The 23156-nt window shown below is 70.7% G+C and carries 22 protein-coding genes and 1 tRNA gene; 13 read left to right on the forward strand and 10 right to left on the reverse strand.

Annotation, left to right across the window (positions count from 1 at the left end; translation table 11 throughout):
- Positions 1 to 16: 16 nt before the first annotated feature.
- From AC07EG_RS18765 to AC07EG_RS18790, 6 genes are all read left to right on the forward strand, one after another.
- The gene (locus AC07EG_RS18765) at positions 17 to 2341 is read left to right on the forward strand and encodes a (Fe-S)-binding protein (protein WP_478254390.1); all 2325 of its coding nucleotides are present in this window, start codon (positions 17 to 19) and stop codon (positions 2339 to 2341) included.
- A gap of 1035 nt (positions 2342 to 3376) precedes the next feature.
- The gene (locus AC07EG_RS18770; RefSeq protein WP_478254391.1) at positions 3377 to 3739 is read left to right on the forward strand and encodes a DUF742 domain-containing protein; all 363 of its coding nucleotides are present in this window, start codon (positions 3377 to 3379) and stop codon (positions 3737 to 3739) included.
- Positions 3740 to 3759: 20 nt separating this feature from the next.
- A complete protein-coding gene (locus AC07EG_RS18775) occupies positions 3760 to 4743 on the forward strand; it encodes a cation diffusion facilitator family transporter (protein ID WP_478254392.1) in 984 nt (327 codons plus the stop codon).
- A 40-nt stretch (positions 4744 to 4783) separates the two neighbouring features.
- Positions 4784 to 5383: a TetR/AcrR family transcriptional regulator gene (locus tag AC07EG_RS18780; RefSeq protein ID WP_478254393.1), complete on the forward strand. Its 600-nt coding sequence runs from the start codon at positions 4784 to 4786 to the stop codon at positions 5381 to 5383.
- Positions 5367 to 6974, forward strand: coding sequence for an acyl-CoA dehydrogenase family protein (locus AC07EG_RS18785; RefSeq protein ID WP_478254394.1), 1608 nt, complete (start codon positions 5367 to 5369; stop codon positions 6972 to 6974). The genes AC07EG_RS18780 and AC07EG_RS18785 overlap by 17 nt, the downstream gene beginning before the upstream one ends.
- Positions 6971 to 7732, forward strand: coding sequence for a crotonase/enoyl-CoA hydratase family protein (locus AC07EG_RS18790; RefSeq protein WP_478254395.1), 762 nt, complete (start codon positions 6971 to 6973; stop codon positions 7730 to 7732). Before AC07EG_RS18785 ends, AC07EG_RS18790 begins: the two co-directional genes overlap by 4 nt.
- Before the next feature lie 190 nt (positions 7733 to 7922).
- On the opposite strand, the gene AC07EG_RS18795 is transcribed toward AC07EG_RS18790, so the two are convergent.
- The 4 genes from AC07EG_RS18795 to AC07EG_RS18810 form a co-directional block, all read right to left on the reverse strand.
- Entirely contained in the window at positions 7923 to 8579 is a 657-nt protein-coding gene (locus tag AC07EG_RS18795) for a CAP domain-containing protein (RefSeq protein ID WP_478254396.1), read from the reverse strand.
- A gap of 97 nt (positions 8580 to 8676) precedes the next feature.
- A complete protein-coding gene (locus tag AC07EG_RS18800) occupies positions 8677 to 10719 on the reverse strand; it encodes a DUF7507 domain-containing protein (RefSeq protein ID WP_478254397.1) in 2043 nt (680 codons plus the stop codon).
- Positions 10720 to 10836: 117 nt separating this feature from the next.
- Positions 10837 to 11418, reverse strand: coding sequence for a dCTP deaminase (dcd, locus tag AC07EG_RS18805; RefSeq protein WP_478254398.1), 582 nt, complete (start codon positions 11416 to 11418; stop codon positions 10837 to 10839).
- 9 nt (positions 11419 to 11427) lie between these two features.
- A complete protein-coding gene (locus AC07EG_RS18810; RefSeq protein WP_478254399.1) occupies positions 11428 to 12624 on the reverse strand; it encodes an oxygenase MpaB family protein in 1197 nt (398 codons plus the stop codon).
- A 120-nt stretch (positions 12625 to 12744) separates the two neighbouring features.
- Here AC07EG_RS18810 and AC07EG_RS18815 point away from each other — a divergent pair.
- Positions 12745 to 12815 (forward strand) — tRNA-Gly (locus AC07EG_RS18815).
- Positions 12816 to 12868: 53 nt separating this feature from the next.
- Here AC07EG_RS18815 and AC07EG_RS18820 read toward each other — a convergent pair.
- Entirely contained in the window at positions 12869 to 13567 is a 699-nt protein-coding gene (locus AC07EG_RS18820; protein ID WP_478254400.1) for a class I SAM-dependent DNA methyltransferase, read from the reverse strand.
- A 262-nt stretch (positions 13568 to 13829) separates the two neighbouring features.
- On the opposite strand from AC07EG_RS18820, the gene AC07EG_RS18825 reads away from it, so the two are divergent.
- Positions 13830 to 14111: a Txe/YoeB family addiction module toxin gene (locus AC07EG_RS18825; RefSeq protein ID WP_478254401.1), complete on the forward strand. Its 282-nt coding sequence runs from the start codon at positions 13830 to 13832 to the stop codon at positions 14109 to 14111.
- A 12-nt stretch (positions 14112 to 14123) separates the two neighbouring features.
- Here the strand turns inward: AC07EG_RS18825 and AC07EG_RS18830 are convergent, their stop codons facing one another.
- The 4 genes from AC07EG_RS18830 to AC07EG_RS18845 all read right to left on the reverse strand — a co-directional run bounded on the left by AC07EG_RS18830 (position 14124) and on the right by AC07EG_RS18845 (position 17679).
- The gene (locus AC07EG_RS18830) at positions 14124 to 14456 is read right to left on the reverse strand and encodes a YnfA family protein (RefSeq protein WP_478254402.1); all 333 of its coding nucleotides are present in this window, start codon (positions 14454 to 14456) and stop codon (positions 14124 to 14126) included.
- Between the two features lie 10 nt (positions 14457 to 14466).
- A complete protein-coding gene (locus tag AC07EG_RS18835; RefSeq protein ID WP_478254403.1) occupies positions 14467 to 15423 on the reverse strand; it encodes a hypothetical protein in 957 nt (318 codons plus the stop codon).
- Positions 15420 to 15914 carry a SigE family RNA polymerase sigma factor gene (locus tag AC07EG_RS18840; protein ID WP_478254404.1) on the reverse strand — a complete coding sequence of 165 codons (495 nt, stop codon included), beginning with the start codon at positions 15912 to 15914 and terminating at the stop codon, positions 15420 to 15422. Before AC07EG_RS18840 ends, AC07EG_RS18835 begins: the two co-directional genes overlap by 4 nt.
- Before the next feature lie 61 nt (positions 15915 to 15975).
- Positions 15976 to 17679, reverse strand: coding sequence for a bifunctional metallophosphatase/5'-nucleotidase (locus tag AC07EG_RS18845; RefSeq protein WP_478254405.1), 1704 nt, complete (start codon positions 17677 to 17679; stop codon positions 15976 to 15978).
- Positions 17680 to 17883: 204 nt separating this feature from the next.
- Here AC07EG_RS18845 and AC07EG_RS18850 point away from each other — a divergent pair, with 204 nt between their 5' ends.
- Complete coding sequence (locus tag AC07EG_RS18850) at positions 17884 to 18753, forward strand: VanZ family protein (RefSeq protein WP_478254406.1); 870 nt, start codon at positions 17884 to 17886, stop codon at positions 18751 to 18753.
- Here AC07EG_RS18850 and AC07EG_RS18855 read toward each other — a convergent pair.
- Entirely contained in the window at positions 18741 to 19115 is a 375-nt protein-coding gene (locus tag AC07EG_RS18855) for a VOC family protein (RefSeq protein ID WP_478254407.1), read from the reverse strand. The genes AC07EG_RS18850 and AC07EG_RS18855 overlap by 13 nt on opposite strands.
- A 43-nt stretch (positions 19116 to 19158) precedes the next feature.
- Here AC07EG_RS18855 and mug point away from each other — a divergent pair, with 43 nt between their 5' ends.
- The 4 genes from mug to AC07EG_RS18875 all read left to right on the forward strand — a co-directional run bounded on the left by mug (position 19159) and on the right by AC07EG_RS18875 (position 23140).
- On the forward strand, positions 19159 to 19716 hold the full coding sequence (gene mug, locus AC07EG_RS18860) for a G/U mismatch-specific DNA glycosylase (protein ID WP_478254408.1): 558 nt from the start codon (positions 19159 to 19161) through the stop codon (positions 19714 to 19716).
- A 254-nt stretch (positions 19717 to 19970) separates the two neighbouring features.
- Positions 19971 to 20756 (forward strand): response regulator transcription factor, encoded by a 786-nt coding sequence (locus AC07EG_RS18865; protein ID WP_478254409.1) that lies wholly within the window; start codon positions 19971 to 19973, stop codon positions 20754 to 20756.
- A 158-nt stretch (positions 20757 to 20914) separates the two neighbouring features.
- Complete coding sequence (locus AC07EG_RS18870; protein WP_478254410.1) at positions 20915 to 22750, forward strand: acyl-CoA dehydrogenase; 1836 nt, start codon at positions 20915 to 20917, stop codon at positions 22748 to 22750.
- Positions 22751 to 22864: 114 nt separating this feature from the next.
- Positions 22865 to 23140: a GlsB/YeaQ/YmgE family stress response membrane protein gene (locus AC07EG_RS18875; protein WP_478254411.1), complete on the forward strand. Its 276-nt coding sequence runs from the start codon at positions 22865 to 22867 to the stop codon at positions 23138 to 23140.
- The last annotated feature ends 16 nt before the right edge of the window (positions 23141 to 23156 follow it).

Here is a 23156-nt window from a genome sequence, read left to right on the forward strand (position 1 = left end):
CCCGGAGGCCCCCGACATGGGTGCTGTACAGCTCACGCTCGGGCTGATCGCCGTCGCGGTCAGCCTGGTCGCCTGGAGCATGTTCGTCGTCACGATCGTGCGCTTCGTCAGGATCATCCGCCTCGGCCAGCCGGACCCGACCCGCAACGGGCCGTTCGGGCCGCGGATGAAAACGCTGGTCAAGGAGTTCGCCGCGCACACGCGGATGAACAAGCTCAAGCACGTCGGCCCGTGGCACTGGCTGGTGATGTGGGGCTTCCTGATCGGCTCGATGGCGCTGTTCGAAGCCTACGGTGAGGTCTTCGTGCCGACCTGGGGCTGGCCGATCCTGGACCACTGGTCGCTGTGGCACCTGCTGATGGAGGTCCTCGGCGTCGGCACCATCGTCGGCGGGCTGGCGCTGGCGGTCATCCGCCAGCGGAACCACCCCCGCCGCGCCGACCGGGTGTCCCGGTTCGCCGGCTCGAACTTCCGCCAGGCGTACTTCGTCGAGTTCATCGTGGTCTTCGAGGGCATCGGCATCCTCGGCGTGCGGGCGGCCAAGTCCGCGCTCGGCTCCCACGACCTGCCGACCTGGGCGGCCTTCGTCTCCGAGCCGCTGGGCGACCTGCTGCCCGCCAGCCCCACCCTGGTCTCGGTGTTCGCCTTCATCAAGCTGATGGGCGCGATGGTCTGGGTCTGGGTGGTGGCCAGGAACATGACCATGGGCGTGGCCTGGCACCGGTTCAGCGCCTTCCCCAACATCTACTTCAAGCGCGAGGACGACGGCGGGGTCGCGCTGGGCGCGCTCAAGCCGATGATGAGCGACGGCAAGCCGCTCGACTTCGAGGAGGCCGACCCGGAGAAGGACGTCTTCGGGGCGGGCAAGATCGAGGACTTCAGCTGGAAGGGCTGGCTGGACTTCACCACCTGCACCGAGTGCGGCCGTTGCCAGTCGCAGTGCCCGGCGTGGAACACCGGCAAGCCGCTGTCGCCGAAGCTGGTGATCACGCAGCTGCGCGACCACGCCTACGCGAAGGCGCCGTACCTGCTCGCCGGCGGCCGCAAGGACGTCACCGGGGAAGAGGTCGGCCTGACCGGGGACAACCCGCACGCCGGGATCGACGTGCTGGCGCTGGCGGAGGCCGAGCGCCCGCTGATCGGCGGTCCGGACGAGCTGGGTGTGATCGACCCCGAGGTGCTGTGGTCGTGCACCAGCTGCGGGGCCTGCGTGGAGCAGTGCCCGGTGGACATCGAGCACGTGGACCACATCGTCGACATGCGCCGCTACCAGGTGATGATCGAGTCGAACTTCCCGTCCGAGCTGAACGGGATGTTCAAGAACCTGGAGAACAAGGGCAATCCGTGGGGCCAGAACGCCAAGGACCGGCTGGCCTGGGCGGAGGACCTGGACTTCGAGGTGCCGGTGTTCGACGGGGAGTTCGGCGACACCGAGTACCTGTTCTGGGTGGGCTGCGCGGGTGCCTTCGAGGACCGCGCCAAGAAGACCACCCGCGCGGTGGCCGAGCTGCTGCACATGGCGGACGTCAAGTACACCGTGCTCGGCCCGGAGGAGACCTGCACCGGTGACCCGGCGCGGCGCGCGGGCAACGAGTTCGTCTTCCAGATGCTCGCGCAGCAGAACGTCGAGGTGCTGAACTCGGTGTTCGAGGACGTGGAGCCGCTCAAGCGCAAGATCGTGGTGACCTGCGCGCACTGCTTCAACACCCTGGCCAACGAGTACCCGGAGCTGGGCGGGCAGTACGAGGTCGTGCACCACACGCAGCTGCTGAACCGGCTGGTGCGGGAGAAGCGGCTGGTGCCGGTGGCGCCGATCGCCGAGGACGTCACCTACCACGACCCGTGCTACCTGGGCAGGCACAACAAGGTCTACGACGCGCCGCGTGAGCTGGTCGGCGCCTCGGGTGCCTCGCTGCGGGAGATGCCGCGGCACGGCGACCGGTCGATGTGCTGCGGTGCCGGTGGGGCGCGGATGTGGATGGAAGAGCGCATCGGCAAGCGGATCAACGTGGAGCGGGTGGACGAGGCGCTCGGCACCGCGCCGTCGAAGATCGCCACCGGGTGCCCGTTCTGCCGGGTGATGCTGACCGACGGGGTCACCTCGCGGCAGAGCGACGGCCTGGCCAGCGAGAAGGTCGAGGTGGTGGACGTGGCGCAGCTGCTGCTCACCGCGGTCAAGCGGAAGCCGGCCCCGGTCCCGTCCACTGTGGACACTTCGCTGCCCGCCAACGGGTCGGACCCGCTGGAGGAGCCGGGCGGTGAGGCCCAGCCGGATGGCAAGGCCGACACCCCGACGGACAAGGTGCCCACCGGCACCCCGCTGCCCGACGAGGACAAGTAGGGGCTTTCCGGTCCGGGCCCCTCGCCTGGGGTCCGTGACCGCCCTCGAGGGGCCGGTGCCCGGCGTCGGGTGGTGGCCGCCCTGTTTCACCGGGGTGGCGTGCATGAACACCGCGATGGCCGGGCCGCCACGGCCGGTGCGCTGATCGCGACGGAGTCGCCGGGGCCGGGCTGGAGCGGGGTGCCGTCGGTGGCGTGCTCGGCACCGCCGCCGGGGCGCTCGGCCCCGCTGGTCGCCGCCCGCGGGCGGCGTCGTTCGCTGCTCGCCGCCCGCGGGCGCGGTGGCCGGGCTGTTCCCCTTGCTGCCGGCCGGTTCGCTGGTGCTCGGGCTGGGCAGCGGCGGTGCGCAGCTGCCCCGGTACGCGGCGGCCGAGCTGTATCCGGACGAGCGCCAGGGCCGCGCGTTGTCGGCGACCGTCTGGGCGGGCACGGTCGGCGCGCTGGGCAGACCGCCGCTGATCGCCCCGGCCGCGCGCACCGCCGAGGTGCTCGGCCTGCCCGAGCTGGCCGGTCCGCTGCTGGCCGCCGCGCTCGTCACGGCGGCGGCCGCGCTGGTCAGCGCCGCACTGCCGCGATCCACGCCGGAAACCCGAACCCACCCCGGTTTCGCCGCGGCCTTCGGGCAGCGCGCGGTGCGCGGGCCGCGCCCGGTTCGCACACCACCGGTATCCCGCTGTCGCTGTTCCTGCTCAGCACGCAGCACCGGGAGCTGCGGGGCACAGTGGACGCCGCGGTGTGGTCGACCTCGGCCCCGACCCCGCTGGCCGTGTTCGCCCGTCGCCGAATGCAGTGGGATGTGCAATTTGCACGTGCATTGTCCGAGCAGGACAACTGGGGGTCTGAAATCGAGCCCACCTGGAATTTCCCATTTGGCGGATAGACAGGGGCAGTAGCATGAAGATTCCTCACTGCCGACGTCGCCGGTGAGGCACATTTGTGCGGAGCGGAGGGGCGGCGGATTGTGAACCATTCATCGGGCAGACCTAACGGCTGGACCATTCCGCACGAGCGGGTGCAGCCGTTTCGCGAGCCGCGGATGATCCCGGAGCCGGTGCCGGCTCAGCGCTCGCTGGTGCGGCCGTACGTGCTGACCAAGGGGCGGACCAAGCCGAAGCGGCAACTGGGGCTGGAGACGATGATCTCGACCAGGGCCTGCGCCCAGTGGCGGGACGCGCGGCTGGGGGCCGAGTACCACTCGGTGCGCGCGGTCTGCCGTGAGCCGCGCTCGGTGGCCGAGGTCGCGGCTCGGCTGCGCGTGCCGCTGGGGGTGGCCAGGGTGCTGCTGGGGGACATGGCCGAGCAGGGGCTGGTCGCGGTGCACGGCGCGATGGCCACCCCGGGCACCCGGCCCGACCTGGCCTTGATGGAGCGCGTGCTCACCGGCCTGCGGCGGCTCTGAACCGCCCTTACCATCGGCCGGTGGCTAGCGAATCCGGCGGCGAAAGCACGCTCACCGTTCTGCTCGCGGGCGGGGTGAACCTGGCGATCGCGGTGCTCAAGCTGATCGCCGGGCTGATCACCGGGTCCTCGGCGATGCTGGCGGAGGCCGCGCACTCGGTGGCCGACACGATCACCGAAGTGCTGCTGCTCACCGCGTTGCGCCGCTCGGGCAGGCCGGCCGACCGGGTGCACCCGTTCGGGTACGGCAAGGAGCGTTACTTCTGGGCGTTGCTGGCGGCGGTGTCGATCTTCGCCTCCGGCGCGATGTTCGCCCTGTACGAGGGGTTCTCCACGGTCTTCGGTGAACCGCAGGAGCAGGAGAGCCCGCTGCTCGCCTACGGCGTGCTGGCGCTGGCGTTCGCGCTCGAATCCGTCTCGTGGCTGCAGGCGCTGCGGCAGGTCCGCCGCGAGTCGAAGGAGGAGCACCGCTCGATCGCCGAGCACCTGCGGCTGGTCGACGACCCGGCGCCGAAGACGGTGTTGTTCGAGGACTCCGCCGCGCTGCTCGGCATCCTGCTCGCCTTCACCGGCATCGGGCTGCACCACGTGACCGGTTCGGCCATCTGGGACGGGCTCGCCTCGATCGCCATCGGCCTGCTGCTGGCCGTGGTCGCCTACCTGCTCGGCCGCACGAACCGCGGGCTGCTGATCGGGCGGCAGGCCGATCCGGTGCTGGTCCGCGGGGTCCGCGACCACCTGGCCGGCGCACCGGAGGTGGACGCGCTGGTCGATCTGCAGACCATGCTGCTCGGCACCGACCAGGTGCTGGTCTGCGCGCGGCTGGACTTCGTCGACTCGATCACCGCCGGGGAACTGGAACGCCTCTGCGTGCGGCTGGCCGGTGAGCTGTCAGCCGAGTTCGGTGACATCACCGAGGTGTTCCTGGAACCGGTGCCGCGGACCGACGCGGCACTGCGGTCGGCGGTGCTGCAGCGGTACGGCGACTGGCGGCCGTCCGGCTGAGGGTCTTGCGCGAAGGAATGAATCGGCGTTCAATCCTTCCATGCCGTACCGCCGCACGCCGCAGGTCCAGGCCCGCCTGGACGCCCAGCGCGCGGGAATCCTGGCCACCGCGCTCGAACTGCTGGCCGAGCACGGGTACGCGGGCTGCTCGATGGCGGCCGTGGCGCGCCGGGCCGGGGTGGCCACCGGCAGCGTCTACCGGCACTTCCCCGGCAAGGCCGAGCTGGTGGTCGAGGTGTTCCGCGAGGTGGTGACCCGCGAGGTCGCCGCCGTCGAAGCGGCCTCCGCCGACGACGTGGTCGAACGGATCTTCGCCGTGTTCGACACCTTCGCCACCCGGGCGCTCAAGGCGCCGCGGCTGGCCTACGCGCTGCTCGCCGAACCGGTCGACGTGCCGATCGAGGCCGAGCGCCTGGTGTTCCGCCGGGCCTTCCGCGACGTCGTCGCCCGCCGGATCACCGAGGGGGTCAGCGCCGGCGCGCTGCCGCCCCAGGACGCCGAGGTCACCGCGGCGGCACTGGTCGGCGCGGCGGCGGAGGTCCTGATCGGCCCGCTCACCGCACAGGGCGGGGACGCCCTGCCCGCACTGCGCACCTTCGTCCTGCGTGCTCTAGGAGGTTCCGATGCCACCCACCCATGAGGTCACCAACCAGGTCCCGGCGCTCACCGGCTACAACGCGGCCGAGGACCCGGCGCTGCTGGCCGCGTTGCACCGCGAAGGCGCCGGCTGGGCCGAGCCGGAGCTGCGTGAACTCGGCGCGCTGGCGGGCGGTGAGCAGGCGCAGGAATGGGGCAGGCTGGCCAACGAGAACCCGCCGAAGCTGCGCACGCACGACCGCGTCGGCCACCGCGTCGACGAGGTCGAGTTCCACCCGCACTGGCACGACCTGATGAACGTCGCGGTGTCGCACGGGCTGCACGGCGCACCGTGGCGGGACGACCGCGCCGGTGCGCACGCCGCGCGGGCGGCGAAGTTCTACACCTGGGGCCAGGTCGAAGCCGGGCACAGCTGCCCGATCTCGATGACCTACGCCGCCGTGCCCGCGCTGCGGCACAACCCCGAGCTGGCCGCGGTCTACGAACCGCTGCTGGCCAACCGCGAATACGACTTCGGCCTGCGGGCACCCGGCGGGAAGCGCGGGCTGATCGCGGGCATGTCGATGACCGAGAAGCAGGGCGGGTCCGACGTCCGCACGAACACCACCACCGCCCGGCCCGCCGAAGGCGGTTACCTGCTCACCGGGCACAAGTGGTTCACCTCGGCGCCGATGTCCGACCTGTTCCTGACCCTGGCGCAGGCCCCCGGCGGCCTGTCCTGCTTCCTGCTGCCGCGGGTGCTGCCCGACGGCACCCGCAACCGCATCCACCTGCAGCGGCTCAAGGACAAGCTGGGCAACCGGTCCAACGCCTCCGCCGAACTCGAGTACGACGACGCCGTCGGCTGGCTGGTCGGCGAGGAGGGGCGCGGGGTGCGGACCATCATCGAGATGGTCAACATGACCCGCCTGGACTGCGTGCTGGGCAGCGCCTCGGGCATGCGGTACGGCGTGGTGCGCGCGGTGCAGCACGCCGAGCACCGCAGCGCGTTCGGCAGGCGGCTGGTGGAGCAGCCGCTGATGACGAACGTGCTGGCCGACCTGGCGCTGGAGGCCGAAGCGGCGACGACCGTCGCGATGCGACTGGCCGGCGCCACCGACCGCCCCGAGGAACAGGCGTTCCGGCGCCTCGGCCTCGCGGTGACGAAGTACTGGGTGTGCAAACGGGCGCCGATGCACGCCGCGGAAGCGCTGGAATGCCTCGGCGGCAACGGCTACATCGAGGAATCGGGCATGCCCCGGCTGTTCCGCGAATCGCCGTTGATGTCCATCTGGGAGGGTTCCGGAAACGTCGCCGCCCTGGACGCGTTGCGCGCCATGGCGAAGCAACCGGATTCGGTGGAGGCGTTCTTCGCCGAAGTCGAAACGGCCGCCGGTGCGGATTCCCGATTGGACGATGCCGTCGCCGCGGTGCGCAAGGAACTCACCGATTTCGCGGACATCGAATACCGCGCCCGGCGCATCGTCGAAGCGCTCGCGCTGGTGTTGCAGGGTTCGCTGCTCGTGCGGCACGCACCCGCGGCCGTCGCCGACGCGTTCTGCGCCTCCCGGTTCGGCGGGGACTGGGGTGCCGCCTTCGGCACCCTGCCCGCCGGTTCCGACGTGCGGGCCATCATCGAGCGGGCCCGGGTGTGACCGCGGTTCGGGTCGAGTCCACCGGGCCGGTCACCACGATCATCCTGTCCCGCCCGGAGAAGCGGAACGCGGTCGACGGGCCGACCGCCGCGGCACTGGCGGCGGCGTTCCGCGCCTTCGACGCCGACCCCGGCGCCCACGTGGCCGTGCTGTGGGGGGAGGGCGGCACGTTCTGCGCGGGTGCCGACCTGAAGGCCATGGGCACCGAGAACGGCAACCGGGTCATCGAGCACGGCGACGGGCCGATGGGGCCGACCCGGCTGCGGCTGGGCAAACCGGTGCTCGCGGCGGTCGCCGGGTACGCCGTCGCCGGCGGGCTGGAGCTGGCGATCTGGTGCGACCTGCGGGTGGCCGAGCAGGACGCGGTGTTCGGCGTCCACTGCCGCCGGTGGGGCGTGCCCCTGATCGACGGCGGCACGGTCCGGTTGCCGCGGTTGATCGGCACCAGCAACGCGATGGACCTCATCCTGACCGGCCGGGGCGTGTCCGCCGACGAAGCGCACCGGATGGGCCTGGTGAACCGGGTCGTGCCCAGCGGGCAGTCGCGGGCGGAGGCCGAACGGCTGGCCGCGCAGCTCGCCGCGTTCCCGCAGACCTGCCTGCGTGAGGACCGGCTGTCGGTGCTGGAGCAGGAAGGTCTGTCCGAAGCGGACGCCATGGCGGGCGAACTGCGGCACGGCTTCGCCTCGCTGTCCGCCGACGCGCTGGCGGGTGCCCAGCGGTTCGCCTCGGGTGCCGGTCGCCACGGTGCCCTGTGACACGGCACACAACTGGTTTGGACCACGCCGGGCCGGGGTAGATAGCTCCCGGTGTCCGGCGGACGCCGCCCCGCAGGGGGTGCGAACGAATGGTGGATCTGCGGTTCGGCGGCCGGAAGGGACGGACACCCCTCAAACCGAGTGCACGGAGGAACGCCGGCGGCGGTGAGCCCGCCGGCGTTCCTGTGCGTCAGTAGCCGAAGTTCTGCGTCCAGTACCAGCCCCCGGTGGCCACGCCGACACCGAGCTTGGTCAGGTCGCAGTTGAGGATGTTCCGCCGGTGCCCCTCGGAGTTCATCCACATCTTCATCGTCTGCGCGGCGGTGGTGGAACCCTTCGCGATGTTCTCCGCGCCGGGCTTCGGATAACCCGCCTTCTTGATCCGCTGGTCGAAGGTGACGCCCTCGGGGGTGGTGTGCGAGAAGTAGCCGCGTGCCGACATGTCGTCGCTGTGCGCCTGCGCGGACCGCACCAGGCGGTCGTCCACGCCGATCGCCCCGCAGCCCACCTTCGCCCGCTCCTGGTTCACCAGCGCGACCACCTGGGCGCCGGGTGAGCCGTCGACCGGCTTGGCCTTCGGTGTCTCCTCCGGTTCGGCCGGCGAAGTGGGGGCGCTGCTGCTCGTCGGCGCCTCGCTGCTGCTGGGCGGCGCGGTCGACGACGACGGCGGCGCGACGCTCGTCGTGGTGGTGACCGGCGCGCTCGTGGTCGTCTGCTGCGCCGCCCGGAACGCGGTGAGGTCCCCGGTGACCCGCTGCTGGGCCGCCACGGCGCCGACCTCGGCGGGCCGGTCCAGCGTCAGGTAACCCCCGGCGGCGAGCGCGCCACCCAGTAGCACGCCAAGCATCACGGAAAGTGACTTCTTACGCGAGTTCACGGCTGACACGAGCCGGGAAATTACCACCAAAGCATGGTCATGTGGACCCTACGTAAGCGGGGCGTATTTAGTTCACGTGCTTTCGGCCACGTCGAGAAACCAGCACCAGAGCGGCCCCGGCGAGCAGCAGACCGAGCCCGGCGACCGCCGTCGGCAGGGCGTCGACCCCGGTGGACGCCAGCGCCTTCGCCGGCGACTGCTTCGGCGTGCCGCTGCCACCCGACTGGCTGGCCGCACCGCCGCCGACCTGCACCACCGCGGTGTCGGAGTCGGTCAGCTCGGCCCCGGCCCGGTCGGTGTCCGGGGTCGCCTCGGCGTTCGCGGTGTTGCTCAGCTCCCCGCTCTGCGGCGCCGGGGTGGTGCACGTCCAGGTGCGCGTTTCGTTGACGCCGAGCCGATCGAACGACCGGTCGCAGGCAGCCAGCGTCGGATCGGTCACGGTGACCGGGGCGAGCACGGTGTTGCCGGTGTTCTTCGCGGTCAGCGTGAAGGTGACGGTGGCACCGGCCGACGCCCGCTCCGCGCCCGCGTCCTTGGTCAGCTCCAGGCCGGGCTTGGCGGCGCGGAGCATCAGCTCGTCCGTCGAGGTGAAGTCCTTGGACAGCGGGTCGAAGCCGGTCACCTTCACGAAGTAGACGACGTCCTGCTCGCCGAGGGTGTACTCGCACGGCACGTCGTGGCGCTGGCCGGGTTGCAGCGTGCCGAGGAAGGCGGCGCAGCCGGTCAGCGGGTCCTCGACGGCGACGTCGGTCAGCACCGCGTCACCGGTGTTGGTCACCTCGACGGTCAGCGCGGCCTTCTGCCCGGGGTTGACCGGCTTGTCCGGTCCGGCCAGCTTCGCCGTGATGCCGGGGCCGAGCACGTCGACGGCGGCGTCCTGTTCCTCGGTGAGCTTCCCGCCGAGCGGGTCGACCGCGGTCACCGCGGCCGTGCTGGTCACATCCTGTTCGGCGACGAAGGTGCAGGTGCGGGTTTCGGTGGTGTCCGGGTCCAGCGTCTCGACGGTGAACCCGCACGACGGGTCGCGGTCGTCGGTCACCTCGATCGCGGTCAACGGCACGTCACCGGTGTTGTGCACGGACAGCTCGACCGTCACCTCTTCACCCGGGTAGGTCCGGCCGGGCGTGGCCGCGTGGGTGAACTCCAGCGACGGGTGGATCACGTCGATCGACGCGGTCGCCTGGCTGGTCAGCGGCTTCTTGTCCGCGGCGACGGTGCTCGCCACGGTTTTCACCTCGGCGTCCTCGGTGGCGGTCATCGCGCACCGGTAGCCCTCGGCGGTCCCGGCGAGCAGCAGGTTGATCTTGCGCGCGCACTCGGGTGCCTGCGTGTCGGTGACCTGGACGTTCTCCAGGTCCTCGTCGCCGGTGTTGGTGACGTCGACCTCGAACACCACGGAATCGCCCACGCGGTACGGGCCGCCCAGCGCCTTCTTGGTCAGCGACAGCCCCGGGTTGATCACCGCCAGCCGGTGCCCGGCCGAGGCGGGCACGAGCCGGTGGGTGCCGTCGGTGGCGTTGGCGCGCATCGTCTTGTCGATGCTCTCGGTGGCCTTGAAGGTGCAGGTCTCGGTCTTCGACGCCCCGGCCGCGAGCGTGCCGAAGTTCCTGGTGCAGTTCGGGTCGACGACCTTGGCGTCCCGCAACGGGGAATCTCCGGTGTTGGTCAGCGTGACCGAAACGTCGGTGGTCTCGCCCTTGCGGGCGTACTCGGCGCCGCTGACCTTCATCGCCAGCCCGGGGTGGATGACGTCCACCGCGGCGTCGGCGGTGGCCTCCGCGCGGCGGCCGGCGGGCGGGCGCGCGGTCACCGTCGCGACGTTGGTGAAGTCCTGCGCGGGTGCGGCGGCGAAGCAGCCGTAACCCCAGGTGCCACCCGGCTCCAGCGGTTCGGCGCGGCTCTGCGAGCACTCGGGCGTGCGCGGGTCGGACACCGTGACGCGGGCGAGCGGCACGTTGCCGGTGTTGCGCACGGTCAACTGGAAGGTCACCTGGTCGCCGGTGCGGAACGGCCCGCCGACGACCTCCTTGGTCAGCTCGATGCCCGGTTCGTCGGCGGCGGTCGCGGGGGTCACCGCGAACACCGCCGGGCCGCCGAGGGCCAACACCATCGCCACGCCTAGCCCGGCCTTGCGCACGAAACCCCCATCGGAGCCAAGAAGATACTGCCGACTATTCGCCGGAATGGGGGATTTCGTTACACGGATGGGGGCGCTTTCCGTGGTTGGTCAGCGTTTGGTGTCGATCCGGTGAAAGTTCTGGTAAGCGCGGCTCGGCGTCGGCCCGCGCTGGCCCTGGTACCGGGAACCGGCCTGTGCCGAACCGTACGGGTGCTCGGCCGGGCTGTTCAGCATGAACAAGCACATCTGGCCGATCTTCATGCCCGGCCACAGCGTGATCGGCAGGTTGGCCACATTGGACAGTTCGAGGGTGATGTGGCCGGCGAAACCCGGGTCGATGAAGCCCGCGGTGGAATGGGTGAGCAGGCCGAGCCTGCCCAGCGACGACTTGCCCTCGAGGCGGCCCGCCAGGTCGTCGGGCAGCTTGAAGCTTTCGAAGGTGGAGCCGAGCACGAACTCGCCCGGGTGCAGCACGAACGGCTCGTCGCCCTCCTTCTCCACCACGGAGGTCAGCTCGTCCTGCTGGAGACGCGGGTCGATGTGGGTGTACTTGGTGTTGTTGAAGACCCGGAAGAAGCGGTCGAGCCGGACGTCGATGCTGGACGGTTGCAGCATCGCCGGGTCGAACGGGTCGACCCCGAGCCGTCCGGATTCGACGTCTTTGCGGAGGTCGCGGTCACTGAGCAGCACGGGCCCAGGTTAGCCGGGGCGCAGCGCGTGCTGGGCGTAGGTGGGGTCGAGGTCGAACAGTTTCGCGAGGTGGGCGCCGTACGCGCGGCGTTCGGCCAGGCCGATGCGTTCCTGCAGCGCGGTCAGGCCGGGCACGGTGCGCCGGACGGTCTCGGCGGCGAAGATCGCCCCGGCCGCGGCCACCACGGCACCCTGGGCGATCCGGTCGTCGGGCAGTTCGAGGAAGTCGGCGTTGGCCTTGCCGAGCACCAGCCTGCTGATCGAGGAGTGCACGCGGACGGAGACGTGCGAGAGCACCTTGCCGACGGCCCCGCGACCGCGCCCCACGTCGGCGTGCGACTCGAGCAGCGCCTTGGCCAGCCGCTTCGAATCTTCGTCGGGGATGAACTCGGTGGCGGCGAGCAGCCAGAGCAGGCGCCAGGCGTCGCGCTCACCGGCGGGCAGCAGCTCTTCGTCGACGCCCATCAGCCAGCCGGCGTAGCGCCAGAGGTGCAGGATGTCGGCGCGCTCGCGGGCGGTGTAGCGGATGCCGAGCAGTTGCGTGCCGAAGACGAAGACCAGGGAGAAGAGGAGGAGCGTGCCGGTGGTCTGCACCTGGTTGACCGGGCGGTCCCAGTTGGCGTAGTCCCAGTCGGGGCGGCGGTTCATCGCGGCGCGGACGTGCGCGTGCACGATCCGCACCCGCAGCGCGGCGACGTACCCCTCGGCGCCGGGCCGCAGCGCGCCGGGATTGGTCACCTCCAGCCACCAGGTCGCCGTCTCGACCAGCCGCCTGGTCGCCCGGTGCTCGATCGCCCCGGTGCCGACCAGCGACTTCGTCGCCCGGGAGGCGAGGTAGCCGCCCATCAGCGCCATGTCGCCGAGGGGGAACAGGCCGAGCAAGCCGGTGCGCACGATCGCCCGCGCCCCGCGCTCGACGCGCGCCTGGTCGACCCAGAACGGCGTCGCCTCGACGCTGCGGAAGAAGGCTTCGAGTTCCGGCGGCGGCTCCTCGACGCTGTCGATCCCCCGCTGGAGCGCCCGCTCGAAGAGCTCCCGGCTCCCGGGGCGCTCGCGCATCATCGCCACCACCGCGTCGGCCAGCGGGTCCTCGGCCTGGGCGAACTCGCGCAACCGGCGAACCTGCCGCTCGTCACCGCGGAGGTCGCCGGTGGCCCACCTGGCCAGCCGGAACCCGCCCTGGCGGAACAACTCGGGCTCGTCCACGCGCCTCACCACCTTCGGACAACAAGTGTTGTCACTTGCCGGGCGCCCCGTCAAGGCGGTAAGTTCGGGGAGGCCGGAGCGAGGCGGGGTTTCAGCCCCGTGTATGCTCGGTCGAGTACTGCGGATGTAGTTCAATGGTAGAACATCAGCTTCCCAAGCTGAATACGCGGGTTCGATTCCCGTCATCCGCTCAGCGAAAAGGGCTGGTGCGCAATTCGAATTGCGCACCAGCCCTTTTTTCGGGTCATTTTTCCTTGTGGAAGACGTAGGCGGCCGACACCGGGTGGTTGCGGTACTTCGCCCACTTCGGTTTCAGGGCGATCCACCGGTCGTCCACCACGGCTTCGCGGAGTTCGGCCAGGCGCCAGCCCGCGCCCAGCGCGGCGGTGACGTGGTCGCTGACCAGGTGCACCGTGGTGGCGATGGCGATCGACTCGCCGTCGGTGTTGGTGAAGTGCGTCGGCATGCCCGAGGCCATGATGAAGTGCGGGTGCAGCCCCACCAGCGCGAAGTGCGCGTCCGGCGCGGCGACGCGGAAGGCCTCCCGGTACAGCGGCGCGAGGTCGGTCAGGTGCTCGTCGATCAGGGAGGCGATGAGCAGGTCGTAGGTCTCGTCCGGCAGGCCGGTGCTGGTGACGTCGCCTTCGAACAACCGGTCGTGGGCGCCCCGTTCCTTGGCGGCGGCCAGCATCTCCGGGGTCAGGTCGATGCCGTCGACGGCGGTGACGCCGTGCCGCCGGAGCCACGCGCCGGTGCGCCCGGTGCCGCACCCGAGGTCCAGCGCCCTGGTCGCCCGGGACCACCGCGGCACCCGCAACTCGTCGAGCACGGCGATGTCCATTTCGTCCTGGACGGTGTCTTCGTACGTGCTGACCCACTCGCCGTACCCGGTGCGCACGTCGACCGTGCGGTACCCACGCGAGTCGAAGCTGTCGAACTCCATGCCGCCGAGTATGGCGACCACCCCACCAACCCCAAACCGATTATCGGCGGCTTCCACCCCTTGTCTGACCCCGATCGCGGACGTACACGATCTTGTACGTCGAGGGGGGTGTCCGTGAAGACCATGAGCTACTCCGAGTCTCGTGCGAAGTACGCCGAGACGCTCGACTCCGTGGTCAGCAGCACAAACTCACGGAAGGAAACTGGTCTGGGACGAGTTCGCGTGGGCGGACTACCTCTGGTGGCAGACCGAGGACCGCAAGGTGCTCAAGCGCATCAACGAGTTGATCGAGGACGTCCGCCGCAACGGCAACGAGGGCATCGGTGAACCGGAGCCGTTGAAGCACGGCTTCCAGGGTCACTGGTCGCGGCGGATGACCGACGAACACCGGCTCGTGTACAAGGTCGCCGAGGACGAGGTTCGCATCGCCGCCTGCCGTTACCACTACGGCAAGTGGACTCATCCGCTGTTCACGGCGCGGACGGAACCCGTTCGGCCAACTGCTCCGCGTCCACGACCAGGACGGGGGCCGCAGCCGTCGTAGTGGGGCCGTCGCTCAGGAGCGCGGCGAGTACATGATGACCGCGACACCCACCAGGCAGATCGCCGCGCCGAGCAGGTCGTACCGGTCGGGGCGGTAGCCGTCCAGCACCACGCCCCACAGCAGCGAGCCCGCCACGAAGATCCCGCCGTACGCGGCCAGCAGCCTGCCGAAGTGCGCGTCCGGCTGCAGGGTGGCGACGAAGCCGTACGCACCGAGTGCGACCACCCCGCCGACCACCCACAGCCAGCCCCGCTGCTCCCGCACGCCCTGCCAGACCAGCCAGGCACCACCGATCTCGGCCAGCGCGGCGACCACGAACAGGGCCAGCGAACGCACGATCGTCATGCGCTGGACGTTAACGCGTGCCCACCCACGAGAAGTCGGTCGCCGAGTTGAACACGAGCTGCTCGGCCAGTCCCACCAGATCCAGTTCCGACGCGCTGCGTTCCCCCCTCTCGTCCAGCGTCCACGCCCGCAGCACCAGCCACTCCCCGTTGTCGAGCGGCACGCTCAGCGAAGCCGCACCGGTTTCCGCCCGGAACGGGACGTGGGTCGCCGTGGTGCCGCGCGCGCGCACCTCGTGCCCGCCGGTGGGGTCGTCCGGCGCCGGGGCGGTCACCACTTCCAGCTCCGGCCCGTAGCCCGCCGGGTGCAGCCCTTCCAGTTTTCCGCCTGCTCCGGAAGCGGACACCAGCATCGGCAACGGCGGTCGCGGCAGTTCGAACGCCGGCGTCAGCACGTCCGCCGACGGCCGCACGGACTCGGCGAGCCGCTGCGCGGTGACCCGGCCGCCAGCCACGGATTCGAGCTGCAGCCTCAGTTTCCGCAACGGCTCCGGCGACTGCCACTCCAGCACGGTCAGCGCCTCACGACTGCCTTGGTAGAACTCACCCGGCTGGCCGAGCACCGTCACCCGGTCCTCCGGCAGCGGGGTGAAATCGTCGATCCGATCGTCCGGTGCCATGAGGTGGAGGGTGATCGCCGACGTGCCCAGCGTCCACGTCCGCGACTGCCCGTCCGCCGAGCTGGACCGCTCGGTTTCGACGTAGCCGTCCGGCAGCCAGGTCAGGTCGTACCGCATCGGCAACGCGGTCAGCGGCCGCGCCGCCCCCACCGGCGCCGGTGGTGCGGGCGCCAGCAACGCCGTGGCGCCCACCGCGAACGCGACCACCAGGGCCGCGGCGAGACCGGCCAGTGCCCACCGCCGCGGGGTTCGCCGTGGTGGTCCGGCCAGCGCGTGCAGCACCGGACCCGGGTGTGGCGCGCGCTCGGCCTGCTTGCCCAGCGCGGCCCTGATCAGCTCCTCGGTCATGTTCGCTCCGCCTCCGTTTTGATCGCTCTCAGGGTGGTGAGCGCCCGGGAGATGTGGCTGCGCACGGTGCCTTCCCGGCAGCCGAGCGCGGTCGCGATCGCGGCGTCCGAGCAGTCCTCGTAGTACCGCATGACCACCGCCGCCCGCTGTTTCGCCGGCAGCGCCGCGATCCCGGCGAGCATCGCGTCCCGCTCGTCGTAGTCACCCGCGGGATCCTCGCGGCGGGCCAGCGGTTCCAGGTCGGCGTGCGACAACGACACTTCCGTCCTGGCCCGGCGGCGCCGCCACGACAGGTACTCGTTGGTGACCATCCGCTTCACGTACGCGGCGGGCTGACCCGTCGCGGCGATCCGCGGCCAACGCTGCTGGGCACGCAGCAACGACTCCTGCACGACGTCCTGCGCCAAGTGCGCGTCGCAGGTCAGCACGGTCGCGTACCGCAGCAACGGATCGAGGCGCTGGGCGACGAACTCGTCGAAAGTGGGGCTCACCCCGCTCAAACGCTCCGGCCCCCCGTTCTGTTGAACGAGGGGCCGGAGCTATTTCGGCGCACTACGGCTTGACGGTGATCCGGTCCGCGGCGGGCGGGGCGATGCCGGGGTGCGCGCCGAAGTAGGCGATCAGCGCGTCCAGGTCGACCGGGCCGCCTGCCAGGTCGGTGCCCTTGGTGAACCCGGTGAACCCGTCGCCGCCGGCGGCGAGGAAGTTGTTCACCGACACCCGGTAGGTGCCCGCCGGGTCGACCGGCCGGCCCTCGACGGTCAGGTCGGAAACCTTCGAACCGGGCGCCGCCGAGGCGGAGTAGGCGTACTTCAGCGTCGACGAGATCTGCAGGATCCGCGGTGAAGCCTGCTGCCACTGCTGCTCCAGCACGGCCTTCAGGTCCTCGCCGGTCATCGTGATGGTCTGCATGATGTTGGCGAACGGCTGCACGGTGAACGCCTCGCCGTAGGTGACCACGCCGTCGCCCTCACCGGCGGGCGAGGACGCGTACACCAGGTCCGCGCGCACGCCGCCCGGGTTGGTGAGGGCGATCTGCGCGCCGTTCGACCTGGTCGCTTCGAGCTGGGCGTCGGCGATCACGCTGCCCAGCGGCATCTCACCGGACGGCGCCGCGGCCCGCAGGAGGTCGCCGGAGATGGTGCCGACCTGCTCGTTCGCGATCGGGGCCGCCTTGACCTCGGCCTCCTCGACCAGCTTCTGCGTGGCCGCGTCCGGGGTCACCGTGCGGGTGACGATCTCGTTGTGCGCCTTGGACTGCTCGCGCACCACGTCCCGCGTGCGGCGGTCGATCTTGAGGTCCACCACGGAGAGCAGGCGGCCGAAGGAGGCACCCTGGATCATCGTGCGCGGCTTGCCCGACGGGTCGTCGACCGTGCAGTTGTACTGCTGGTGGCTGTGCCCGGTGAAGATGGCGTCGACCGACGGGCTGACGTTCTCGGCGATCTTCGTGGCCGGACCCGGCAGCGCCTTGCAGTCGTCCGGGCCGCCGCCCTCGGTGTTGTCGCCCTGGTGCAGCAGCACCACCTGCGCCCTGATGCCGAGGCGGTCGAGCAGGGTCGCGGTGCGGTTGATCGCCTCGACCTCGTCGCCGAACTCCAGCCCCTTGATCGCCTCCGGCGTGACCACCGTCGGCAGGTCCTTCAGCGTCGCGCCGATGACCCCGATCGGCACGCCACCGGAGAACTCCACGCTGAACGGCAGCAGCGCCGGAACGCCGTTGTCGAAGGTGACGTTCGCGCCGAGGAACGGGAACTTCGCACCCCGGTAGCGGTCGCGGAACTGGCAGCCGTCGTCCGGGTGGCAGCCGCCGAACTGCATGCGCTGCAGTTCCCGGTACCCCTCGTCGAATTCGTGGTTGCCGACCGCCGACGCCCGCACGCCGAGCGAATTGAGGAACTCGATCGTCGGCTCGTCGTGGAACAACGCCGAAATCACCGGCGAGGCACCGACGTTGTCACCCGCCGAGAGCACCACCGAGTTCTCGACCTCACCGCGCAGCCGCTGCACGTGCGACGCCAGGTAGGCGGCGCCACCGGCGTCCACGGTGGACCCGTTGGGCAGGGTGACCCGGCCGGACGAACCGGACGGCGGTTCGAGGTTGCCGTGCAGGTCGTTGAAGGTGATCAGGCGGACGTCGGTGGTGGCGGCGGGCGCGGCGGACGCGGGTGAACCCGCCGCGACCAGGCCGAGCGAAGCCAGCACGGCCACCCCGAGGGTGCCAGCTCGCCTGCGCAGGCGGGTAGACAGGATCATTTCTCCTCCGTTTCGAGCCGGGAGTCTGCCTGCTCGGCAGGGCTTCCACCAGAGGGAAAAGGCGGCCAGCGGGTAAAATCGCCGAGCGTGCGCGACCGGCCACCCGGCCGGTGCGCGCCTCGGCCATTCGGCCGAGGCGGACCCCCGGCCGGGCAACTCTTCGACCGAAGTGGGCGGGACCTGCGAATACCTAACGTTCGGGGCATGACGCACGCACAGGTCACCGCACTCGAGTACGGACTGCTCGCCTTCCTCGCCGTGTGGGGCACGCTGGTCGTCCCGCAGGCGATCGTGCAGCACGCGCGGCACGGCGGAGTCCGGCCGAAGGGGCTGGTGGCCAGTGCGGTGCTCACCCTGTACGCCTGCCTCGGCCTGGCCGTGGTGCTGCTGCCGGTGCCGGGCCCGGACACCCCGCGGCTCAGCCAGACGGTGCAGCTGGTCCCGTTCCAGTGGGTGGCCGACATCGGCGCCGAACTGGCCAAGCACGGCGCGGCGGGCTGGCAGGCGCTGGGCACGCAGACCTTCCAGCAGCTGGCGATGAACGTGCTGCTGCTGGTGCCGCTGGGCGTGGTGGCCGGGCTGGTCTGGCGGCGGGGGTTCGCCGGGACCGCGGCGATCGGCCTCGGCGTCTCGCTGCTGATCGAGGTCACGCAGGTGACCGCCAACTTCGGCACCGCGCCGTTCGTCTACCGCATCTTCGACGTGGACGACCTGTTCGCCAACACCACCGGCGCCGCGCTGGGCTGGGTGCTGGCCGCGCTCTACCTCACCCTGCGGGCGGGTTCAGCGGTCGAAGCGCCGGTCACCCACGGTGGCGGCCAGGCGGCCGGGCGCCAGCGGGTCCACCTCGCCGAGCCGCGCCAGGCGCGCCCGGCGCTGGGCCGCGCGCCGGCGGGCGGCTCGCTTGTCCTCGCTCGACACCAGGAACGCGGCGGCCGCGAAGATCGCCAGTACCAGGGTCACCACCAGAACCAGCTCCACCACGCCACCTCCACACGCCGCTGTGCGTCAAGTCACACAGCCTACGCATTCGAAGGTGATTCAGGCAACAGGCCGAAGTATCAGTGGTCCTGACGCGGCAACACGCAGAATTCGTTGCCTTCGGGGTCGGCCAGCACGATCCACGGGTGTTCGGGTGCCTCGTCGAGCAGGGAGGCGCCCAGGCCGACGAGGCGGTCGACCTCGGCGCGCTGGTCCCGTTCGACCGGGCCGAGGTCCAGGTGCAGCCGGTTCTTCACCGCCTTGTCCTCCGGCACCGGCTGGAAGAGCAGCCGGAGCCCGTCCGGCCGGGCCGGGTCGCCGATGGTCAGGTACTCGACGCCGACGGCGTCCTTCCAGCGGTCGACCTCCCGGTAGTCCAGCGCGGCGCACCAGAACCCGGCCAGCCGGTCGGCGTCGTGGCAGTCGACGGTCAGTGCGAGAACTTTGGTGGACATCGCACCGGGGTATCCAACTGGTCCGCCGTGCACACTTGTTGCCGTGCGACCCACCCCCGAGCAACTCACCGCGGCCCACGGCGGTGAGATCGACGACGTCATCGCCCCCGGGCTGAAGGTGCTCTTCTGCGGGATCAACCCCGGCCTCTACTCCGGCGCGGTGGGCCTGCACTTCGCCAGACCGGGCAACCGGTTCTGGCCCGCGCTGCACGCGGGCGGGTTCACCCCGCGCCGGTTCCGGCCGGACGAGCAGCACGAACTGCTCGAACTCGGCTTCGGCATCACCAACCTGGCCGCGCGCACCACGGCCAGGGCGGACGAGCTGGCCAAGGACGAACTGCACCGGGGCGGGCTCATCCTCACCGAGAAGCTGGCCCGCTACCGGCCGCGCTGGCTGGCCGTGGTCGGCATCACCGCCTACCGGACCGCGTTCCGCAGGCCGAAAGCGACGGTGGGCAGGCAGCCGGAGACCATCGCCGGTTCGAAGGTCTGGGTGCTGCCCAACCCCAGCGGGCTGAACGCGCACTGGACGCCCGCCGCGCTCGGCGAGGAGTTCCGGCGGCTGCGCGTGGCCGGCGAGGAGGAGGACCACCCCCGGTAGCACCCGGTGCCCGCACCCCTTGCCGATCTCGGGCCGTCGTGGGACAGGTCACCCGGGTAACTTACTGACAGTCGAATCCGCAAACACGAATGCGGCCATGAGGGGGATCCGGCGTCACGAGGCCTCCGGCGGCAACTCACACAACCAGGAGGGACATCGCCGGCCGGTCCCGGCAGGGGGGACCGGCACGCGGTGCCGCGCGGCTGGGGGGCCGGGCGGCACCGGGCGGCGGTGCGCACGAAGATGGAGATCGCATGACCCGCAGCACCGACCCCAACCGGGCACATCCACCGGGGCCGACCGCCCCGCCGATCCCCCCGGTCACCGGTGGTCGCGGCTTCACCGTCGCGGCCGTGGAGGCGGTGCCGATCTTCCGGGACGGGCTGTCGGCGCTGATCCAGCGGTCCCACGGGATGACCTGGGTCGGTCACGCGGCCAACCACCACACCGCGCTGCAGCTGTGCGAGCAACTGCGGCCGGAGATGATCCTGCTCGACTCCGGCCTGGACCCGAACTGCCACCTGACCCGGCTGCTCACCTCGGGCGAGCACTCGCCGAACGTGGTGGTGCTGATCCGGGAGGCCACCCGGACCTCCCGCTACCTCAACTCGGCCATCGCGGCCGGGGCCCGCGCCGCCGTGCCGCGGTCGGCCGAGCCGAGACGCGTGCTCGAAGCGATGCGCCGCGCCCACCTCGAAACGCGTTACCTCGACCCGGTACTGGCCACCCTGGCCGCCCGGCCGAAGCGCCAGACCCCCGCCGACGGGCGGCCGGCCACCGGGCCGCGGGCGCAGATGCCGCTGTCCCGCCGGGAGTACCAGGTGCTCCAGCTGATCGCCGAGGGCATGGAGAACTCGGCCATCGCGAAGGTGCTCTACCTGTCGGTGGAGACCGTGCGCACGCACGTCAAGAGCATCCTGCGCAAGCTCGCCGCCCGGGACCGGACGCACGCGGTGACCACCGCGTTCCGCACCGGCATCCTGATCACGCACCCGGACGACTGCGCCCAGCTCCCGGACCCCGCCAATCCCCTGAGGTGACCGGCGTCACACCCACTGGCGAGGATCGTCGATCACATCTGGACGGAGGCACTTGCCGTCGGTTACCGACAGGTAATACCCTGATGTTACCGGCCAGTAGGGCAGTGAGCGGCTAAGGGCGTGCCCACCGGAAACCCCGAGCGACACGGAGCGACTAAATGGGCCACTACAAGAGCAATGTCCGAGACCTCGAGTTCAACCTGTTCGAGGTGCTCGGCGTGCAGGAGCGCCTCGGCAAGGGCGTGCTCGCCGAGTCCGACGAGGAGACCGCCCGCGGTGTGCTCGGCGAGCTGAACAAGCTCGCCACCGGCCCGCTGGCCGAGTCCTTCGCCGACGCCGACCGCAACCCGCCGGTGTACGACCCCAAGACCTTCTCGGTGAAGCTGCCCGAGTCCTTCAAGAAGAGCTACGAGCAGCTGTACGAGGGCGAGTGGTGGCGCCTCGGCCTGACCAACGACCTCGGCGGCTTCGGCCTGCCCCCGACCGTGCAGTGGGCGGCCTCGGAGCTGATCCTCGGCGCGAACCCGCCGCTGTTCATGTACATGGCGGGCCCGAACTTCGCGATGATCGTGAACAAGAACGGGACCGACGAGCAGAAGCGCTGGGCGCAGCTGATGATCGACAAGTCCTGGGGCGCCACCATGGTGCTCACCGAGCCGGACGCCGGTTCGGACGTGGGCGCCGGGCGCACCAAGGCGGTGCTGCAGGAGGACGGCTCCTGGCACCTCGACGGCGTGAAGCGGTTCATCACCTCCGCCGAGCAGGACCTGACCGAGAACATCATGCACCTGGTGCTGGCGCGCCCCGAGGGGCCCGGCATCGAGACCAAGCCGGGCACCAAGGGCCTGTCGCTGTTCCTGGTGCCGAAGTTCCACTTCGACAGCGAGACCGGTGAGCTGGGCGAGCGCAACGGCGCCTTCGTCACCGGCGTCGAGCACAAGATGGGCATCAAGGTGTCCACCACCTGCGAGCTGACCTTCGGCCAGCACGGCGTACCCGCCAAGGGCTGGCTGCTCGGCGAGGTGCACGACGGCATCGCGCAGATGTTCCAGGTCATCGAGTACGCCAGGATGATGGTCGGCACCAAGGCCATCGCCACGCTGTCCACCGGCTACCTGAACGCGCTGGAGTTCGCCAAGGAGCGGGTGCAGGGCGCCGACCTGCCGAACATGCTGGACAAGACCGCGCCGCGGGTGACCATCACGCACCACCCGGACGTCCGCCGCTCGCTGATGCTGCAGAAGGCCTACGCCGAGGGCCTGCGTGCGGTGTACCTGTACACCGCCTCCTACCAGGACCAGCTCTGGACCGGCGAGGGCGACCAGGAGCTGGCGGCGCGGGTGAACGACCTGCTGCTGCCGATCGTCAAGGGCGTCGGCTCCGAGCGGGCCACCGAGCAGCTGGTGCAGTCGCTGCAGACGCTCGGCGGCTCGGGCTTCCTGCAGGACTACCCGATCGAGCAGTACCTGCGCGACTCGAAGATCGACTCGCTGTACGAGGGCACCACGGCCATCCAGTCGCTGGACTTCTTCTTCCGGAAGATCGTCCGCGACAAGGGCCAGGCGCTGGCGCACATCGCGAACGAGATCACCAAGTTCATCGACGCCGAGAGCGGCAACGGCCGGCTCAAGAACGAGCGCGCGCTGCTCAAGCAGGCCCTGGAGGACACGCAGGGCATGCTCGGCGCGATGATCGGGCAGCTGACCTCCTCGCAGGAGGACCCGAAGAACATCAACAAGGTGGGCCAGCACACCGTGCGCCTGCTGATGTCCGCCGGTGACCTGCTGGTCGGCTGGCAGCTGCTGCGCGGCGCCGAGGTGGCCATCGCCAAGCTGGACGCGGGCGCGCCGGCCAAGGACACCCCGTTCTACGAGGGCAAGATCGCCGTGGCCTCGTTCTTCGCCAAGACCGTGCTGCCGGAGCTGACTTCGCGGCGCGCGATCGTCGAGGCGGCCGACAACGACCTGATGGACGTGCCGGAAGCCGCTTTCTGAGCTGGGTCCGCCGAGAAAAGGGGCCGGGCGGGTTCACCCGCTCGGCCCTTTTTGTGGTTTGCGGTTTCCCAGCCGAGGTACCCCGCGCCCAAGACGGTACAAGGGAGACGGGCTATGGAAATCGCAGGCATCATCAGCGCGATCATCGTAGGGCTGATCATCGGCGTCCTCGGCCGCCTGGTCGCCCCCGGCAAGCAGGGGATCCCGATCTGGCTGACCCTGATCGTCGGCATCATCGCCGCGTTCATCGGCACGGCGATCGCGCGCGGACTGGGTTACGCGGACACCAACGGTTTCGACTGGCTGGAGCTGCTCACCCAGGTCATCGTCGCGGCCATCGGTGTTTCGCTGGCTGCGGGGCTGTACGGCAGGCGCCGAGTCACGCACTAGCCGAGGCCCGGTGGGC

The organism is Amycolatopsis sp. NPDC045836 (assembly GCF_056431745.1).